Annotated in this window: 18 protein-coding genes; 11 read left to right on the top strand and 7 right to left on the bottom strand. The window is 71.3% G+C overall.

From position 1 onward, the window contains the following. Positions 1-105 precede the first annotated feature (105 nt). The 3 genes from mqnE to ACFY1S_RS12995 all read left to right on the top strand — a co-directional run bounded on the left by mqnE (position 106) and on the right by ACFY1S_RS12995 (position 2085). Positions 106-1275, top strand: coding sequence for an aminofutalosine synthase MqnE (mqnE, locus tag ACFY1S_RS13005; protein WP_053652193.1), 1170 nt, complete (start codon positions 106-108; stop codon positions 1273-1275). Positions 1276-1298: 23 nt separating this feature from the next. Continuing rightward, complete coding sequence (locus ACFY1S_RS13000) at positions 1299-1736, top strand: hypothetical protein (RefSeq protein WP_364369327.1); 438 nt, start codon at positions 1299-1301, stop codon at positions 1734-1736. Between the two features lie 61 nt (positions 1737-1797). Beyond that, complete coding sequence (locus ACFY1S_RS12995) at positions 1798-2085, top strand: DUF4229 domain-containing protein (RefSeq protein WP_387116450.1); 288 nt, start codon at positions 1798-1800, stop codon at positions 2083-2085. A 75-nt stretch (positions 2086-2160) separates the two neighbouring features. Here the strand turns inward: ACFY1S_RS12995 and ACFY1S_RS12990 are convergent, their stop codons facing one another. Then, positions 2161-3498 carry a C39 family peptidase gene (locus tag ACFY1S_RS12990; RefSeq protein ID WP_387116447.1) on the bottom strand — a complete coding sequence of 446 codons (1338 nt, stop codon included), beginning with the start codon at positions 3496-3498 and terminating at the stop codon, positions 2161-2163. A 210-nt stretch (positions 3499-3708) separates the two neighbouring features. Here ACFY1S_RS12990 and ACFY1S_RS12985 point away from each other — a divergent pair, with 210 nt between their 5' ends. From ACFY1S_RS12985 to ACFY1S_RS12970, 4 genes are all read left to right on the top strand, one after another. Then, the gene (locus tag ACFY1S_RS12985; protein WP_387116444.1) at positions 3709-5589 is read left to right on the top strand and encodes a M14 family metallopeptidase; all 1881 of its coding nucleotides are present in this window, start codon (positions 3709-3711) and stop codon (positions 5587-5589) included. 354 nt (positions 5590-5943) lie between these two features. Beyond that, positions 5944-6873, top strand: coding sequence for an ABC transporter substrate-binding protein (locus ACFY1S_RS12980; RefSeq protein WP_387116441.1), 930 nt, complete (start codon positions 5944-5946; stop codon positions 6871-6873). A gap of 13 nt (positions 6874-6886) precedes the next feature. Beyond that, the gene (locus tag ACFY1S_RS12975) at positions 6887-7984 is read left to right on the top strand and encodes a FecCD family ABC transporter permease (protein WP_387116438.1); all 1098 of its coding nucleotides are present in this window, start codon (positions 6887-6889) and stop codon (positions 7982-7984) included. Continuing rightward, positions 7981-8790, top strand: coding sequence for an ABC transporter ATP-binding protein (locus ACFY1S_RS12970; RefSeq protein WP_387116435.1), 810 nt, complete (start codon positions 7981-7983; stop codon positions 8788-8790). Before ACFY1S_RS12975 ends, ACFY1S_RS12970 begins: the two co-directional genes overlap by 4 nt. An 18-nt stretch (positions 8791-8808) precedes the next feature. Here the strand turns inward: ACFY1S_RS12970 and ACFY1S_RS12965 are convergent, their stop codons facing one another. The 5 genes from ACFY1S_RS12965 to ACFY1S_RS12945 all read right to left on the bottom strand — a co-directional run bounded on the left by ACFY1S_RS12965 (position 8809) and on the right by ACFY1S_RS12945 (position 12282). Beyond that, positions 8809-9573: a VOC family protein gene (locus tag ACFY1S_RS12965; RefSeq protein ID WP_387116432.1), complete on the bottom strand. Its 765-nt coding sequence runs from the start codon at positions 9571-9573 to the stop codon at positions 8809-8811. 95 nt (positions 9574-9668) lie between these two features. Further along, positions 9669-10406 (bottom strand): ABC transporter permease, encoded by a 738-nt coding sequence (locus tag ACFY1S_RS12960; protein ID WP_387116429.1) that lies wholly within the window; start codon positions 10404-10406, stop codon positions 9669-9671. 12 nt (positions 10407-10418) lie between these two features. After that, positions 10419-11339: an ABC transporter ATP-binding protein gene (locus ACFY1S_RS12955; protein ID WP_387116426.1), complete on the bottom strand. Its 921-nt coding sequence runs from the start codon at positions 11337-11339 to the stop codon at positions 10419-10421. Next, positions 11336-11647, bottom strand: coding sequence for a transcriptional regulator (locus tag ACFY1S_RS12950; protein ID WP_387116423.1), 312 nt, complete (start codon positions 11645-11647; stop codon positions 11336-11338). The genes ACFY1S_RS12955 and ACFY1S_RS12950 overlap by 4 nt, the downstream gene beginning before the upstream one ends. Continuing rightward, positions 11644-12282, bottom strand: coding sequence for a transporter (locus ACFY1S_RS12945; protein WP_387116420.1), 639 nt, complete (start codon positions 12280-12282; stop codon positions 11644-11646). Before ACFY1S_RS12945 ends, ACFY1S_RS12950 begins: the two co-directional genes overlap by 4 nt. A gap of 133 nt (positions 12283-12415) precedes the next feature. On the opposite strand from ACFY1S_RS12945, the gene ACFY1S_RS12940 reads away from it, so the two are divergent. The 4 genes from ACFY1S_RS12940 to ACFY1S_RS12925 are packed head-to-tail and all read left to right on the top strand — an operon-like array spanning position 12416 to position 14691. Then, a complete protein-coding gene (locus ACFY1S_RS12940; protein ID WP_357982654.1) occupies positions 12416-12811 on the top strand; it encodes a type VII secretion target in 396 nt (131 codons plus the stop codon). Continuing rightward, a complete protein-coding gene (locus tag ACFY1S_RS12935) occupies positions 12808-13734 on the top strand; it encodes a WXG100 family type VII secretion target (protein ID WP_387116417.1) in 927 nt (308 codons plus the stop codon). Before ACFY1S_RS12940 ends, ACFY1S_RS12935 begins: the two co-directional genes overlap by 4 nt. Before the next feature lie 10 nt (positions 13735-13744). Next, positions 13745-14083, top strand: coding sequence for a YbaB/EbfC family nucleoid-associated protein (locus ACFY1S_RS12930; protein ID WP_357982660.1), 339 nt, complete (start codon positions 13745-13747; stop codon positions 14081-14083). 2 nt (positions 14084-14085) lie between these two features. Further along, entirely contained in the window at positions 14086-14691 is a 606-nt protein-coding gene (locus ACFY1S_RS12925; protein WP_387116413.1) for a hypothetical protein, read from the top strand. Positions 14692-14720: 29 nt separating this feature from the next. On the opposite strand, the gene ACFY1S_RS12920 is transcribed toward ACFY1S_RS12925, so the two are convergent. Further along, on the bottom strand, positions 14721-16829 hold the full coding sequence (locus tag ACFY1S_RS12920) for a HelD family protein (protein WP_387116410.1): 2109 nt from the start codon (positions 16827-16829) through the stop codon (positions 14721-14723). Positions 16830-17047 lie beyond the last annotated feature (218 nt).

Raw genomic sequence — 17047 nt, 5'->3', positions numbered from 1 at the left:
GAGGCTGAGAGTCTGGTGAAGTGGGTCGCTGTCGGCGACCGTGCCGCCGGGCCGATCGGCGTACCGACGTACGCTCGATCCGACCGCAGGTGGAAGGGACGTGGCATGGACGCCGGACTCAAGCGTGAGCTCGAAGCGAAGGTGTACGCCGGTGAGCGGCTGACCCGCGAGGACGGGGTCGCCCTCTACGAGAGCGACGACCTGACCTGGTTGGGGCGGTTGGCGCACCACAAGCGCACCGAGCTCAACGGCGACCGGGTGATGTTCAACGTCAACCGGCACCTCAACCTGACGAACGTCTGCTCGGCGTCCTGTGCGTACTGCTCGTTCCAGCGCAAGCCGGGCGAGAAGGACGCGTACACGATGCGCATCGACGAGGCGGTCCGCAAGGCCAAGGAGATGGAGGGTGAGCAGCTCACGGAGCTGCACATCGTCAACGGTCTGCACCCGACGCTGCCGTGGCGGTACTACCCGAAGGTGCTGCGGGAGTTGAAGGCGGCGCTGCCGAACGTCAAGCTCAAGTGCTTCACGGCCACCGAGGTGCAGTGGTTCGAGAAGATCAGCGGGTTGAGCGCCGACGAGATCCTGGACGAGCTGATGGACGCCGGCCTGGAGTCGCTGACCGGCGGCGGTGCGGAGATCTTCGACTGGGAGGTCCGCCAGCACATCGTCGACCATGCCTGCCACTGGGAGGACTGGTCGCGCATCCACGCCCTGGCGCACAGCAAGGGCATGAAGACCCCGGCGACGATGCTGTACGGCCACATCGAGGAGCCCCGGCACCGCGTCGACCACGTGTTGCGGCTGCGCGAGTTGCAGGATGAGACAGGCGGTTTCGCTGTCTTCATCCCGCTGCGCTACCAGCACGACTTCGTGGACTCGGCGGACGGCAAGATCCGTAACCGGATCCAGGCACGCACCACGATGGCGTCGCCGGCCGAGTCGCTGAAGACGTTCGCCGTCTCCCGGCTGCTGTTCGACAACGTGCCGCACCTGAAGAACTTCTGGGTGATGCACGGGCTCTCGGTGGCCCAGTTGTCGCTGAACTTCGGCGTGGACGACCTGGACGGCTCCGTCGTCGAATACAAGATCACCCACGACGCCGACTCGTACGGCACCCCGAACACGATGCACCGCGACGACCTGCTGCACCTGATCTGGGACGCCGGCTTCCAGCCCGTGGAGCGGGACACCCGCTACAACGTGGTCCGGGAGTACGACAAGGCCCCGTCGCTGGCCGAGCGCCGCGCCGAGCCGCAGCAGGTCTGGGCCTGAGCCACCACGTACCCTCGCAGTCGATGACCGAGCAGAGCGGTTCCGAGCAGCAGGGCGGGTTTCCCCGCCGGGACGCCGAGGGGCGCGTCCGTACCCTGGGTGACCTGCTCGGGGTGTGCCTGGCCGGCGTGGTCATCGGCGTGTTGGCGCTTGTGCTGTTCGACTGGGCGTTCGCCTCGGTCGGCGCCGGCGACTTCGGGCACACCAACGGTTGGCTGGCGGTGATCCTGCCGGCCTGGCTGTTCTGGGACGACTTCCGGGCGTGGGAGTTCGGTGCGGCCCGGGTGGTGGCGGCGATCGCCGCGGCGGCCGTCGGGGTGTTCGCCGGGCTGCTGATCGCCGGGCTCGGCGCCGGGCTGCCGCCGCTGCTGTCCGGTGCGTTGGCGGCGGCCGCGTTCACCGTGGCGTACGCGGCCGTGTGGTTTCCGGGCGTCCGCTGGCTGGCCCGCCGGACCGGCTGACCGCGACCAGGTCGACCCTTCCGCCGGGACCGGCGGCTGACGAGAGAACGGAGTGGTGCGGGTGAGCGCGGCGGTCAAGTACACGCTGGGTCGGATCGGGCTGTTCGTCGCCGTGCTGGCGGCCCTCTGGCTTGTCGACATGAACGTGTTCCTGAAGCTGATGCTGGCGTTGGCGTTCTCCGCCGCGCTCTCCTTCTTCCTGTTGCGCGGTTGGCGCGACGAGATGGCAGGCGAGATGGCCGAAGCCGCCGAGCGCCGCAAGTCGGAGAAGGAACGCCTGCGCTCCGCCCTGGCCGGCGAGGACCAGCCCCCCACCGCACCCAGCGAAGGCCCCGACCCGAAGCGTTGATCATGAAGTTATTGCCACGACACGCCTGGCGTTCGGGCGATAACTTCACGATCAACGGCGCCGGGGCGGTGAGGGCTACCAGTTGGTGGAGCCGGGGACCTTTGGCCAGGGCTTCGACGTCGGCTTGATCAGGTACGCGATGCCGCCGGACCCGCCGGAGGTGCCGCCGCTGGCGTTCGTGCGCTTGGTCCGCAGCCAGATCTGCTCGAACTGGGCCCGCTTGTAGACGTTGCGCACGACGTCGTTGCTCGACGAGGCGGGGTCGTTGACGATCACGTCACCGTCGGCGGTGAAACCGACCACCACGAACAGGTGCCCGGAGGTGCCGTAGTTCGCCCCGTCCAGCTCGCTGGCGAGGAAGGACTGGCTGGTCACCACGGGGATGCCGGCGGCGATGAAACGCTCCACCTCGTCGAGCGAGTGCAGCCGCGTCACCCGCCCCTCCAGGCCCGGGAAGCTTGCCGCGTACGCGGTGTTGAACGGCCAGTTGCCGGCGCCTTCGTACTCGTAGTCGTAGGTCATCCGCGCGGCGTGGTTGACGGTCGGGTCGGGGTAGGTCGGGTCCACCCAGGAGGTGTCGGCCGGCGACGGGCCGCGCCCCCAGTACTCGACGACCATCTCGGTGGAGGTGGGGGAGCACCAGGCCTCGCCGCCGCCGTCGTACTCGGGGTAGTGCCCGGCGTGCACGTTCTGCGAGTAGCGCGGCACCGGCAGTTCGACACCCCAGGCGATGTGCCCGGCGCTCGGCGCGACTGTGAACCGGTCCGGCACTGTGGAACTCATCGCGCCGAGCATCCGGACCACGGGCGCGGCGGTCTGCCCGGGCGCCCGGTAGAGGGTCAGCCGCAGCTGGTACGACCGCAGCAGCACCCCGGCGTCGGCGTCGTCGATGCTGAAGGTGTCGGTCCAGATCGTCGACCAGGGGTCGCCCTGCCGGTTGACGCTCGCCCGTTTGATGTCGGTGTCGCCGGACGCCCAGCGGCCCATGACGTACCAGGGGGTCTGGTCGCCGCTTGTGTAGCTGCCCTGCATCTCGACCTGGATCCAGGTGCCGGCGGGGGTCTCGGCGTTCCAGGAGGCGATCAGCTCGGTGGCGTCGAACCCGATCCGGGTCACCGGCGACGTCCAGGTGCCGTACTCCCAGGTGCGGGTGGTGCCGGTGTGCGGATCGGCGTACTCGGTGGTGCCGGCCGGGCGGGCCAGGGTGACGCCCGCCCGGGCGCCGGGCACGACGTGGGTGCCGTCCCGGCTGCCGCGGTGCCAGTCGGCGGGCCCGGACCAGTCCTGGAAGGTGATCTGCTCGTCGTGGACGACGGCGGGCGGGCGGGCCGCGGTGGCGGGTGCGGCGGTGGCGAGCAGGGTGAGCGCGGTGACGCCGGCGAGGGCGGCCGCGTGCAGGCGGGATCTGGCCATGGGTGCTCCGCGGTGTCGAGAGGGACATCGTCGCTGGTCAGTGTTCCGCTTGGAGGGAAGTTTCGCCAGATGTTCAGGGATGGAAAATCATTGCCGCCATGATGATCCTCCTGGGATGCTTAAGGCAGCGATCAATATTGATATGACCATGTGACAGATGGTGAAGTGTCCTCCACCGAGCGGATCTCCCGCCGATCGAGGAGGAAGTCCATGGCCCTCCGCACGCCCATCCGTATCCGCCGCGCCCTGGTGCTCGCCGTCGTCACCGGGCTGGGAATCGTCACCGTCGCCACCGGCCCGGTCGCCGCCCGACCGGCGCCGGACCGCAGCGCCGAGCCGGTCGCCACCGGCTACCGGGTGCTCGGGCCCCGGACCCTCGCCGACCGCAACGCGGTGGCCCGCACCGGAGCCGCCATCGACTACTCCGAGCACGGCGTCCTGCACATCTCGGCCACCGCCGCCGAGGCCGCCGCGATCGGCAAGCTCGGCTTCCGACTGGAACCGCTCGCCCCGCCGCCCAGCGCCGAACGCGGGGCCGGCGACGTGGGCACACTCGCCTTCCCGCCCGCCGACTCCAACTACCACGACTACGCGGAGCTGACCGCCGTCGTGAACCAGGTCGTCGCCGACCATCCGGCCATCGCCCGCAAGATCAGCATTGGTACGTCGTACGAGGGCCGCGACCTGATGGCGGTGAAGATCTCCGACAACGTGGGCACCGACGAGAACGAGCCGGAGATCCTGTTCAACTCCCAGCAGCACGCCCGCGAGCACCTGACCGTCGAGATGGCGATCTACCTGCTCAACCTCTTCACCGACAGCTACGGCGGCGACTCCCGGATCACCAACATCGTCAACAGCCGGGAGATCTGGATCGTGCCGACCGTCAACCCGGACGGCAGCGAGTACGACATCGCCACCGGGTCGTACCGCTCCTGGCGCAAGAACCGGCAACCCAACAGCGGCTCGTCGAACGTCGGCACCGACCTGAACCGCAACTGGGGCTACAACTGGGGCTGCTGCGGCGGCTCGTCCGGCAGCACCTCGTCGGAGACCTACCGCGGCCCGTCGGCGTTCTCCGCCCCCGAGACGCAGGCGCTGCGCAACTTCGTCAACAGTCGAGTGGTGGGCGGGACGCAGCAGATCAAGGCGAACATCGACTTCCACACGTACTCGCAGCTGGTGCTCTGGCCGTACGGCTACACCACGGCGAACACCGCGACCGGGATGAACGCCGACCAGTACAACACCTTCGCCACCATCGGCCAGCAGATGGCGGCCACCAACAACTACACCCCGGAGCAGTCGAGCGACCTCTACATCACCGACGGGGACAGCCTCGACTGGATGTGGGCCACCCACAACATCTGGGCGTACACCTTCGAGATGTACCCCGGCTCGGCGAGCGGCGGCGGCTTCTACCCGCCCGACGAGGTGATCCCGGCGCAGACCAGCCGCAACCGCGAGGCCGTGCTGCTGCTCAGCGAGTACGCCGACTGCCCGTACCGGGCCATCGGCAAGCAGGCGCAGTACTGCGGCAGCGGGGGTGGCGGCACCACTGTCTGGTCGGACACCTTCGAGACGGCCACCGGCTGGACCATCAACCCGTCCGGCACCGACACCGCCACGGTCGGCGCGTTCGAGCGGGGTGCCGCCCAGGCGACCACGTCCTCCGGCGCCAAGCAGCTCACCCCGTACGCCGGCGCGAACGACCTGGTCACCGGGAGGCTCGCCGGCTCGGCGGCAGGTGACTACGACGTCGACGGCGGCGTGACGAGCGCCCGGTCCCCGGCGGTGACGCTGCCGTCGTCCGGCACCCTGAGCCTCTCCCTCGCCTGGTACCTGGCGCACGGCTCGAACGCCTCGTCGGCCGACTACCTGCGGGTCAGCATGGTGCACAACGGCGGCACGACAGCCCTGCTCACCCAGGCCGGAGCGGCCGCCAACCGCAACGGGAGCTGGGCGGTGGCCAACCTCAACCTCACCCCGTACGCCGGGCAGTCCGTCCGCATCCTCGTCGAGGCGGCGGACGCCTCCGGCGCCAGCCTCGTCGAGGCGGCTGTGGACAACGTCACCATCACCTCCTCCTGATCGGGTGGGGCCCCGCTCCGCCCCGGCGGGGCCCCGCCACCCGTCCCCGAGCCTCCTGATCCGGGACATATCCCTCGATGTGCGCCGGTCCAGGCGTCGTGCGTCGTCGATCGACCCTTGATCGATCCGGCATGTCGGGTCGGTGCGCTACCGTCTTACCGACCAGTCCGCAGCGAAGCCGGTGCTCAACCCGGCGCTGTCCCGCAACTGTGATGCCCCGCCCGACGGCGGGGACGAGCCAGGTCGCCTGCGGATCGGTCGCGACACGCGCTCTCGAGGAAGGGCGCCTCGTGGGCGGGCGTACGAAAGTCCCTGTCGGCGAAGCACCACACTCCTCGACCGACAGGAGGCCCCATGTTCAGACGTACCCCTCGGCTTTTCGCCGCGACCCTCGCGGTCGCCGCGCTGGCCCTCGGCGCCTGCGCCGAGAAGGCCGACGACAAGCCGACCACCGGCACCGCGGCCGCCAGTTTCCCGGTGACTGTCGGCGCGCTCACCCTCGACAAGCGCCCTGAGAAGATCGTCGTGCTGTCGCCCAGCGCCACCGAGATGGTCTTCGCGATCGGTGCCGGCCCGCAGGTGATCGCCGTCGACGACCAGTCCAACTACCCGGCCGACGTGCCCAAGAGCGACCTCTCCGCGTTCCAGCCGAACGCCGAGGCGATCGCCGGTAAGAACCCGGACCTGGTGGTGCTCTCCGACGACCGGAACAAGATCGTCGAGCAGCTCGGCAAGCTGAAGATCCCGGTGTACCAGACCCCGGCGGCGACGACGCTCGACGACACGTACCGGCAGATCACCGAGCTGGGCACGCTGACCGGGCACGCCGACCAGGCCGCCGACCTCGCCACCCGTATGAAGGACGACATCGCCAAGCTGGTCAAGGACCTGCCGCAGCGCGCCGAGAAGCTCACCTACTACCACGAGCTGGGCCCCGAGCTGTACAGCGCGACAAGCAAGACCTTCATCGGTTCGCTCTACAGTCTGGTCGGGCTCGCCAACATCGCCGACCCGGCAGACGCGGACGGTAAGAACTTCGGCTACCCGCAGTTGTCCCAGGAGTTCATCGTCAAGGCCGACCCGGACTTCGTCTTCCTGGCCGACTCCAAGTGCTGCCAGCAGAACGCCGACTCGGTAAAGGCCCGCAGCGGCTGGGCCGGGCTCACCGCCGTGAAGAACAACCAGGTGGTCGCACTTGACGACGACGTCGCCTCCCGCTGGGGGCCGCGAGTCGTGGACCTGCTCCGGGTGATCATCGACGCGGTCGCCAAGGTGCCCGCGTGACACTGGTCCGTCGATGACCGAGCCGCTCTCCGCGGCTCGGCCCGCCGGGCTGCTCTCCGCGGCCCGGCCCGCCGGCCTACGCGTGCGATGGCTGGTCGCGGGGTTGTTCGCGGTGCTCGTCGCGCTGGTCGCCGGGGTGTCACTCGGGCCGGTGAGCCTGCCGCCGGGCAGCGTCGCCGCCGAACTGCTCAACCTGCTCCCCGGCGTGCACCTCGACAGCGGGCTCTCCGAGCGCGAGGCCGCGATCGTCACCGAGCTGCGGCTGCCCCGGGTCGTGCTGGGCCTGCTCGTCGGTGGCCTGCTCGCCCTGGCCGGCGGCTGCTACCAGGGCGTGTTCCGCAACCCGTTGGCCGACCCGTACCTGCTCGGCGTCGCCGCCGGTGCGGGCCTCGCGGTCACCGCCGTGATCGCCCTCGGTGGCGCCGGCCTGGAGGGCTCGCTCTCGGGGCTGCCGCTGACCGTCCCGCTTGCCGCGTTCGCCGGTTCGCTGCTCGCCGTCACGATGACCTACGTGCTCGGCGGGGCCGGCGGCCGGAGCCGGTCACCGGCGATGCTGATCCTGGCCGGGGTGGCCGTCTCCGCGTTCCTCTCCGCCGGGCAGACGTACCTGCTGCAACGACACGCTGACAGCATCCAGCCGGTCTACTCGTGGCTGCTCGGCCGGCTGGCCACCGCCGGCTGGCACGACGTGCTGCTGGTGCTGCCGTACGCCGCCCTGACCACCGTTGTGGTCCTGCTGCACCGCCGTGAGCTGGACGTCCTCGCGGTCGGCGACGACGAGGCGAAGAGCCTGGGCCTGCACCCGCAGCGCACCCGGTACCTGCTGATCGCCGCCGCCTCCCTGGGCACCGCGGCGGCGGTCTCCGCGACCGGGCTGATCGGCTTCGTGGGCATCATCGTGCCGCACACCGTCCGGCTGCTCGCCGGGTCGAGCTACCGGGTGATCCTGCCGCTGTCGCTGCTGTTCGGCGGCGCGTTCCTGGCGCTTACCGACGTGGTGGCCCGTACCGCCGCCGCGCCTGCCGAGGTGCCCATCGGGGTGGTGACCGCGCTGCTCGGCGGCCCGTTCTTCGTCCTCGTGCTGCGCACGGCGCGGCGGGTGCTCACATGAGTCCCGACCGGACCGCCGCCGGGGGGCGGGCCGTCGAGGTGCGGGGGCTGCACGTCAGCCTGGACGGCACCCCGATCCTCACCGGCGTCGATCTCAGAATCGCCGTCGGCGAGTGGGTCACCGTGATCGGTCCGAACGGCGCCGGCAAGTCGACACTGCTGCGCGCCATCGGCGGCCTGCTGCCCGCGCCGGAGGCCATCACCCTCTTCGGTACGCCGAGCGCCGCGCTGCGTCGCCGGGACCGCGCCCGGGTGGTGGCCACCGTGGCGCAGTCCCCGGTCGTACCGCCGGGCATGTCGGTGCTGGACTACGTGCTGCTCGGCCGCACCCCGTACATCCCGCCGCTGGGCCGGGAGTCGGCCGCCGACGTGGACGCCGTACACGAGGTGCTGCACCGGCTCGACCTCGTGGGCTTCCACCGACGCGAGCTGGCCACCCTCTCCGGGGGCGAACGACAGCGGGTCTTCCTGGCCCGCGCGCTGGCCCAGGGCGCGACGCTGCTGCTGCTGGACGAGCCGACAAGCGCCCTCGACATCGGCCACCAGCAGGAGGTGCTGGAACTGGTCGACCAGCTCCGCCGGGAGAACGGCTTCACGGTGGTCGCCACCATGCACGACCTGTCCCTGGCCGGTGAGTACGCCGACCGCATGGTGCTGCTCGCCGACGGTCAGGTGGTGGCATCGGGAAGCCCGCACGAGGTGCTGACCGAGCATCTGCTCGCCACCCACTACCGGGCAAGCGTCCGGGTGGTGCCCGGAGCCCACGGCCCCCTTGTGGTGCCCGTGCGACCCCGCCCCGCTCCCTGAAGCACGACCGAAAGTGCGTCAGGGGCCGAGGTCGATCACCGAGAAGAGAGCGCCCTGGGGGTCGCGCAGGGCGGCGAACCGGCCGGAGGGGATGTCGCGGGGCGGGACCAGGATCGTGCCGCCGAGTTCGGAGGCGCGGGCCGCTGCGGCGTCCGCGTCGGCCACCGCGAAGTACACGGTCCAGTACGCCGGCAGATCGGCCGGGAAGTCCTCGGCCAGTGGCCGCATCATCCCGGCGACGATCCGCGCCCCGAGGCGCCACCCGGTGTACGTCGTCCCGGCAACCGGTTGGTCGTCGGGCTGCCAGCCGAACACCAGCTCGTAGAAGACCTTCGCGCCCTCGGGGTCGGGGGTGACCAGTTCGTTCCAGCTCATCGCACCCGGTACGCCGACCACCTCGGCGCCGGCCATGGTCAGTGGCTGCCAGACGCTGAACGTGGCGCCGGCCGGGTCGGCGAAGACCGCCATCCAACCCCTGTCGAACACCTCGAACGGCGGCACCACCACCTGCCCGCCGGCCCGTTCGACCCGCCCGGCGACGAGTTCGGCGTCGTCGGTGGCGACGTACGTCGACCAGATCGGCACCTGGTCCGGGATGGCCGGCGGCCCGGCGCCGGCCACGGCCCGGCCGTCGAGCTGGAAGATCGTGTAGCCGCCCGCCTCGGGTTCCGGCGTGACCTGGCCGGTCCAGCCGAACAGTTCCGGGTAGAAGCGCCGCGCGTCGGTCAGGTCCGGGGTGGCCAGGTCGGCCCAGCAGGGCGTACCCGGCGGGACGGTGCTCACGGTCAAGACCCCTCTCGGCCCGGGCGGCCACGGCGGCCCCCTGCCGGAATCCTGGCACCGTCGCGCCGCGGCTCGGGGCGGAAACGGACGAATCGTCAGCTGAACCGGCGACCCTCGTCCCTCCGGTACGCCCAGCCGGCCAGTGCCGCGAGCAGCACCACCCAGACGCCGAGCATGACCAGCGCCAGCGGCTCGACGCGGTAGTCGCCGACCGCCGACCACATCAGTTCGGCCGCGCCGCGGGTGGGCAGGTACGGCGCGATCGTCTCGATGAACCCGGGCGCTTCGCCGGGCGCGGAGAGCAGGCCGCCGCCGAACGCCAGCGGCAGGAAGACCACCTGCGCGACCACGATCGCCGCCTTGCTGGGCAGCGAGTAGCCGATGGCGAGCCCCATCAGCGTGAACGGCACCGAGATGACTGCCACCGTGCCGAGGGCCAGCAGGAACGCCGCCGGGGCGAGCTGGGCCGCGGTCAGTGTCGCGCCGATCACCACGACCGGGATCAGCGAGAGGTACGTCAGGGCCAGGCCGGCGAGCACCCGGCCGGCGAAGCGGGGTGCCGGCCCGGCCGGCAGGGTCCGGGTGTACGGGTTCCAGGGCTGGTCGCGGTCCTCGGCGACGCCGACGCCGTACTGGAAGATGTTGGCGCTCATCACCGAGAAGGTGACCATCGACGCGGTGGCGTATGTGGCGCCTACCGCGTCGTCACCCGCGAACGGCACCACGAAGAAGATCATGGCGGCGGCCGGGAAGAAGGCGCTGCCGAAGACGGCCACCGGAATCCGGATGATCTCCAGGAGCTGGTAGCGGGCGTGGACCAGGGCGAGCTGCATCGGGTCGCCTCCTCAGACGGTGGTCGGTCGGGCGGCAACGGTGGCGGGCTGAGCGTCGGCGGTGGGCCGATGTTCGCCGGTGATGGCGAGGAACGCCTCCTCCAGCGAGGTCGGCCGGACCTCCAGGTCGGTGAAGGGGGTGCCGGTGGTGACCAGCGCCCGGACCAGCTCATCGGCGTCGGTGGTGAGCAGGTGCAACCGACCGTCGATCCGTTCGGTGCGGACCACGCCGGGCAGGTCGGGCAGCTCGTCGGCGAGCAGGCTGACCCGTCGTACGCCGACGATGCCGCGCACCGCGTCCACGGTGTCGTCGGCGAGCACCCGGCCCTGCCCGATCACCACGACCCGGCGGGCCAGCGCCTCGACTTCCTCGAGGTAGTGGCTGCTCAGCAGGACGGTCCCGCCGTCGTCGTGGAACGCGCGGATCGCGTCCCACAGGGTGTGCCGGGCGGTCACGTCCAGGCCTGTGGTCGGCTCGTCGAGCAGGACGAGTCGGGGCCGACCGACGAACGCCAGCGCAACGGCCAACCGGCGACGCTGCCCGCCGGAGAGCCCACCGGTCTGCCGCCGGACGAGGTCGCCGACGCCGAAGCGGTCGAGCAGTTCACCCCGGGGCACCGGGTCGGGGTAGTGCGCGGAGACGAAGTCGACGACCTCGCCGACGCGCAGTGTGCCGGGCAGGCCGGTCTCCTGCGGGGTGACGCCTACCTGTCGTCGCGACGCCGGGTCGCGCGGGTCGCCGCCGAACAGCTCGACGCGCCCGGAGCTGGGCTTGCGCAGCCCGACGAGCAGGTTCATCAGGGTGCTCTTGCCGGCGCCGTTCGGACCGAGCAGGCCGACCAGCTCACCTGCCCGCACCTCCAGGTCGACTCGGTCGAGGGCGAGGACGTCGCCGTACCGGCGGCTGGCCTGGTCGGCTCGGGCGAGGGTCATGGCTGCTCCTTCGACGGGGAGGGGTCGAGCAGGGTGCGGATGGTCTCGGTGTACTCCTCGAACGCCAGCCGGCCCCGCCGGCTGAGCCGGATCAGGGTGGTGGGGGTGCGTCCACGGTGGGTCTTGCTGATCTCCACGTAGCCGGCGTCCTCGAGCTTGCGCAGGTGTACGGAGAGGTTGCCGGCGGTCATCGCGAGCAGGTCCTGGAGGCGGGGGAAGGCGATCCGGTCGCCGTCGTTCAGCGCGGAGAGGCTCGCCACCACGCGCAGCCGGGCCTGGGCGTGGATGACCGGGTCCAGCTCGGTCATCGTGCGCCCCGGCGGCGCAGGTGGGCGAACAGGCCGGCGACGAGGATGCCGCCACCGCCGGCCACGGAGACCACAAGCGAGTGCCAGCCCGGTCCGGCGAACGCGCCGACCACGTTGATCACGCTTATCCACACGCCCAGCCGGAACAGGTCCCGGTCCAGCCAGATCGCGCCGCCGGCCATGTGCAGCGCGCCGGTGAGTCCGACGGCCGTCGCCGACCAGAGCAGCGCAGCCAGGTCGTGCGGCAGGTGCTCGCTGATCCGGCCGAGCCCCGTGTACACGCTCACCGACCCCAGCGCCCAGGCCCAGCCGTACCAGCGCCCGCGCGTCGCCGAGTCGCCGGTCACCTGGCCGTACGCCTTCATGCCCGCCACCGCCTGGCTCGCGCCGGCACCCAGGAGCAGGGCGAACAGGACGGTCAGCGGCAGCCACCCGGGCATCCGCACCAGCACCCGGTCGTCCGGTGCGAAGCGCAGGAAGAACAACCCGAAGCCGACAAGCCAGGCGACGCCCCACGGCCAGTAGAGCACCCGGGGATCGGGCTCGAGCCGGCGTGCCGTCTGCGAGCGCTGGTCCTCGATGAGCCGGAGCGCGGCTGCGGCGTCGGTGGGAGGCAGGTCGTCGTCGGAGGCCATGCAAACTACTTTACGAGACAAAGTTGATGTGGTGTGACCCCGTTCCGCCGTCGGGTTACCGACTGCGGCGCACAGTGCCTATGGTGGGTGGCTGTAGCGGCTGATCCGTCGCACAGGACACAGGGGAGGGTCCGTGTCGAGCCCGAGCAGAGAGCTGGACGTCCAGCCCGAGGCGCTGACGGCGTTCGCCGCGGCCTCCACCGACCGGGCGGCCCGCTTTCGCGAGCTGCACCGCTCGTTCGGCGACGGCCACGTGCCCCGGCACGCCTTCGGGGTGATGCCCGCGTCGTTCAGCCTCGCCGCGACGTACGCCGAGCAGTTCGAGGCGTGCCTCCAAGGGCTTGCCGACGGCGCCGAGGTGATGGCGGACATCGCCGAAGGGCTCCGCGACACCGCCGGGGCGTACACCGGCACCGACGTGGCAAACACCGACATGTTCGTACCTGGCCGCCCGGCCGCACCCGACGTCATCGCGCCGGGCCCCTGGTCGCCCGGCACCGGCGGCACGACCGGGCCGGTGCCCGCATGAGCACCGAGGCGTTGCAACGCAACAAGACCTACTTCGAGCAGATCGTCTCGGGCACCCCCGACCCGTTCAAGCCGCTGTCAAACGCGGTGCTCTGGCCCTTCGAGCAACTTCTCGAGCTTGTCGCGGGCGAACCGGACGACCTGATGCGGGCCGCGCAGCTCTGCCTGGACACCGGCGCGGCGGTCCGCGAGATCGCCGGCGAGCAGATCCAGGACCGGGCCCGGCTGCGCGGTTACTGGACGGGCGACGCCGCCGAGAGCTTCCACGCCTCGATGGCCTCGGTGGAGGAGGCGATCGAGGAACTGGCCAAGGGTTTGGACGGCACCAAGGAGGTGCTCGTCGACGCGGCCAACGCGGCTGTCGACGCCTTCAACCTGCTCGTCGAGCTGATCCTCGAGTTCCTGCTCTGGTTCCTCACCGAGGTGATCATCGCGGCGGTGGCGGCGGCGCTCAGCGCCGGCATCTCGCTCGCCGCGACAGTGGTCCGGGTGCTGGCGAGGCTGGCCACCACGGTCGGCCGGATGGTCAAGATCGTGGCGCGGTTCGCGGAGATCCTGACGAAGTTGGCTACCAAGATGCAGAAGGTCGCCGAGCTGCTGATGAGGTACCGCCGCGCGGTGCTGGAGATCCGCAAGGCGAAGAAGGCGTACCGGGCGTGGAACAAGTCCGGCTGGACCGCCGAGGCGCGGGCCTTCCAGATAGAGAAATTCAAGACCCTCTTCCCGGGCAAGTTCCTGATCAACCAGGCGTCCCCGGTGAACATCCCCGGCCTGGGAGGCTCCCTCCTGGACACCGGCGTCGGGCTGCACGACGTCTCCGACGGCACCAAGGACCGCAACTACCTGGTGGACGGCACCTACCGCGAGGATCTGGGCCCCTACACCAAGGGCGTGCAGAATGTCTTCGACTCAATCCTGACCTGAGGGGACCGACATGACCTTTCCCGGTCTGGACCGCATCGAGGCGCTGGCCCGCAACCTGGACGGCTGGCAGCGTGAACTGGCCGGCAAGATGGCCGAACTCGAGGACAGCAGCGCCGAGGGCGTGAGCGACTCCGGCCTGGTGCGGGTCACCGCCTCGGCGGACGGCACGATCGTCTCGACCGACGTCAACGCCCGCGCCATGCGGTTCGACTCGTACACGCTGGCCGAGGAGTTCACCGCCGCCGCCAAGCGTGCCCAGGAGGCGGCCGCCGCCCGCGTACGCGAACTGGTGGGTGAGGTGATGGCCGACGCGCCCGGCGCGGGCCAGTCCCACCCGGATCGGTACTGAACATGGCGGACGTCGACTACTCCGGACGGCTCACCCAGCTCGTCGAGCCCGGTGAGCAGGTGCTCGCCGTCGCGAAGACCGGGATCGCCCAGGGCTCCCTGCCGGCCGACCCACCGGACCCGCAGCGACCCGAACCCTCCCGCCCCGGAGGCGTCGTCGCCAGTGCGCTGCTCAACCTGATCTCGCCGCTTGTCTCCTTCCCGGCGGGGGACCGGCTCGTCGACCGGATCACCCACGGGGTGGCCGGCCGCGGCGCTCCCGGTTCGGCGGCGTCCACCCTCCAGTACGCCCGCCGGCCGGTGCCGCCCGCGACCTCCATCAGGGACACCATCCTCGCCGTCACCGACAAGCGGTTCCTCGTCTGCGAGTCCGGGGCGGTCAAGCTCTGGTCGAGCCGGGCCGACGACGAGCGGGCGGCAGCCGAGACGACGATCGTCTGGTCGGTGCCCCGGGCCGAGGTCGCCGCCGCCCGGGTCGGTTGGCACCGGCTCAACCCGAAGCGCCTCCGAATCGACTTCACCGACGGCTCGTGGTTGGCCTTCACCGTGCCGATCGCCGAGTCCGGCAAACCGCTGCGCGAGGTCGCCGCCGCCCTGAACGCCCGCTGACCCTGAGCCGCCGCTGGTCCGCCGGGCGGTCAGCCGTTGGCGGGCTGGCTCGGCAGTGGCGCGGGCAGGGGCTCGTGGTGCAGCACCGACAGCCGCGACACCGCCCGGGTGAGCACCACGTACAGCCGGTGCAGCCCACGCGGCTCGGCCGCGACGATCGCGGCCGGCTCGACCACCACGACGTGGTCGTACTCCAGGCCCTTGACCAGCGTCGCGGGCACCACAGTGACGCGCTCCGCGGCCGTCACGTCGTCGGCGGTCGCGGTCGCCACGCTAGCGGCGGCCAGCGCCGCGCGAAGCCCGTCGACGGCGTCGTCCGCGGCGATCACGCCGACCGAGCCGTCGTGTGCCAGGGCCGCGTGCACCTCGGCGACCGTCGCCGAAGTCAGATCGGTCACGGTACGCACGTCCAGGCCGCCGTCGCGGCGCAGCGACTCGGCCGGCGGTACGTTCACGGCGAGCGCCGGCAGCAGGAGGTTGGCGAACGCGACAACCGCCGCGGGCACCCGGAATCCGACAGTCAGCGGGACCACCACGGCGTCCGGCTTGCCCAGATGGGCAAGGGATTGCGCCCAGTCCGTGGCTGCCCAGGGCGCGGTGCCCTGGGCCAGGTCACCGAGGAGGGTGATCGAGCCGTGCTCGCTGCGCCGGGCGATGGCCCGACACTGCATCGGGGAGAGGTCCTGCGCCTCGTCCACCACGACGTGCCCGAACCCGGAGGGCCGTTCGAGCAGCCCGGCCGCCTCGTCGAGCAGCACCGTGTCGGCTGCGGTCCAGCGGGTCGCCTTGGGGGTACGTGCCGGCTTCGCCCAGATGAGAAGCGCCTGCTCGGGGTCGGTGAGCAGGCCGTCCGCCGCCGCGGCGAGCCGGGCCGGGTCGGAGAGCAGGCCGTGGACCAACCCTTCCGGGGTGAGCGCCGGCCAGACCGCGTCCAGGAAGTCCAGCACCGGCCGGCAGCGGCCCATCCGGCGCAGCCACGCGTCGCTCGGCGACTCCGCCCGCCGCGCCTCGGCCTGCCGTTGCAGCAGGCTCACCACCCGCGCGCGGACCCGTTCCCGACCGGTGCCGTACGGCAGCCCTTCCCGACGGGTCTCCTCGACGATCCGGTGTAGCGGCTCCACGCCGATCCGCCACCGGAACGAGCCGTCCGACACCGTGATCGAGTCCGTCGGCGTACCGATCTGTGCCTGCGCCGCGCGGTGCAGCACGGCCGCCATCCGCGCGTCGTGCTTGAGCGCGGCGACCGCCGGCGGCTCCACGGCCCGGACCGGCACCCGCGCGATCAGCTCCTCCACGGTCGCCTGCTCGACCTCGACCTCGCCGAGCGCCGGCAGCACCGCCGCGATGTACGACAGGAACGCCCTGTTCGGTCCCACGATCAGCACACCGGCCCGCCGCAACCGCTCCCGGTGAAGGTAGAGCAGGTACGCGGCCCGGTGCAGACCAACAGCCGTCTTCCCGGTGCCCGGCGCTCCCTGCACACAGATCGAGTCGGCCAGGTCGGCCCGGACCAGCTCGTCCTGCTCCGGCTGGATGGTCGCGACGATGTCCCGCATCGGCCCGACGCGCGGCCGCTCGATCTCGGCGGTGAGGATCCGACTGGTCGTACCCAGCTCCTCGCCCCGATCCAGCCGCTCATCCTCGAAGCTGGTGAGCATTCCGTTGCTGAACCCGAACCGCCGCCGGGCCGCCACCCCCTGCGGATCCCGGGCGCTGGCCCGGTAGAACGACCGGGAGACCGGAGCACGCCAGTCCAGCACCAACGGTTCGCCGAGCTCGTCGGTGACGTGCCGCCGCCCCACGTGGTACCGCCGACCGTCGTGATCGCCGGTGCCGGTGCTGTCGCCGTCGCCCGTCTCCTCAGCCTGCGGGGTCCCGGCGAAGTCGAGACGGCCGAAAAACAGCGGCGTGGTCGGGTCGTCGGCGAGTTCGGCAACCCGGCGGGCCAGCGTGCGGCCGAGGGTCTCCGCGGCGTACGCGTCACCGGCCACCTGGTCACCCGTCGAGAACAGGGCTTCGGCCCGCTCCCGCATCCGCCGCAGCGCCGCCCGCGACGTGTCCAGATGTGCGCGCTCGGCAGCCAGGTCGGCGTCGAGAGGAGTGCCGTCCAGGTGGGTGTCAAGGTCAAGTGCGGGCATGCTGACGTCCCATCGTTCACATCTGCTGCTCGCTCGCGTGTCCGGGGGCGGATGGCCGGCCGCCCGGCGCGGGGACGTCCGTTCCGGTGCAGCTCACCTCGGCCGTCAAGCGGCCTGCAACCCTACGCTCTCCGGCCCACCCCCACTACCGAATTACCGAAGCGGCCACTCGATGGTGACGGCGTGGCGCGGCCTTGGGCGGGGGCGGGCCGGGTGTG

Source organism: Micromonospora sp. NPDC000663, assembly GCF_042898105.1.
GTDB lineage: Bacteria > Actinomycetota > Actinomycetes > Mycobacteriales > Micromonosporaceae > Micromonospora.
Note: the sequence above shows the minus strand (reverse complement) of the source record. Positions and strands in the feature narration are given on the sequence as shown.

Excerpts from the sequence above, each read along its gene's own strand:
- ACFY1S_RS12945 (WP_387116420.1), bottom strand. The coding sequence starts at position 12,282 with ATGGCCTCCGACGACGACCTGCCTCCCACCGACGCCGCAGCCGCGCTC.
- ACFY1S_RS12950 (WP_387116423.1), bottom strand. The coding sequence starts at position 11,647 with ATGACCGAGCTGGACCCGGTCATCCACGCCCAGGCCCGGCTGCGCGTG.
- ACFY1S_RS13000 (WP_364369327.1), top strand. The coding sequence starts at position 1,299 with ATGACCGAGCAGAGCGGTTCCGAGCAGCAGGGCGGGTTTCCCCGCCGG.
- ACFY1S_RS12990 (WP_387116447.1), bottom strand. The coding sequence starts at position 3,498 with ATGGCCAGATCCCGCCTGCACGCGGCCGCCCTCGCCGGCGTCACCGCG.
- ACFY1S_RS12980 (WP_387116441.1), top strand. The coding sequence starts at position 5,944 with ATGTTCAGACGTACCCCTCGGCTTTTCGCCGCGACCCTCGCGGTCGCC.
- ACFY1S_RS12935 (WP_387116417.1), top strand. The coding sequence starts at position 12,808 with ATGAGCACCGAGGCGTTGCAACGCAACAAGACCTACTTCGAGCAGATC.
- ACFY1S_RS12975 (WP_387116438.1), top strand. The coding sequence starts at position 6,887 with ATGACCGAGCCGCTCTCCGCGGCTCGGCCCGCCGGGCTGCTCTCCGCG.
- ACFY1S_RS12970 (WP_387116435.1), top strand. The coding sequence starts at position 7,981 with ATGAGTCCCGACCGGACCGCCGCCGGGGGGCGGGCCGTCGAGGTGCGG.
- mqnE (WP_053652193.1), top strand. The coding sequence starts at position 106 with ATGGACGCCGGACTCAAGCGTGAGCTCGAAGCGAAGGTGTACGCCGGT.
- ACFY1S_RS12925 (WP_387116413.1), top strand. The coding sequence starts at position 14,086 with ATGGCGGACGTCGACTACTCCGGACGGCTCACCCAGCTCGTCGAGCCC.
- ACFY1S_RS12920 (WP_387116410.1), bottom strand. The coding sequence starts at position 16,829 with ATGCCCGCACTTGACCTTGACACCCACCTGGACGGCACTCCTCTCGAC.
- ACFY1S_RS12930 (WP_357982660.1), top strand. The coding sequence starts at position 13,745 with ATGACCTTTCCCGGTCTGGACCGCATCGAGGCGCTGGCCCGCAACCTG.
- ACFY1S_RS12985 (WP_387116444.1), top strand. The coding sequence starts at position 3,709 with ATGGCCCTCCGCACGCCCATCCGTATCCGCCGCGCCCTGGTGCTCGCC.
- ACFY1S_RS12960 (WP_387116429.1), bottom strand. The coding sequence starts at position 10,406 with ATGCAGCTCGCCCTGGTCCACGCCCGCTACCAGCTCCTGGAGATCATC.
- ACFY1S_RS12955 (WP_387116426.1), bottom strand. The coding sequence starts at position 11,339 with ATGACCCTCGCCCGAGCCGACCAGGCCAGCCGCCGGTACGGCGACGTC.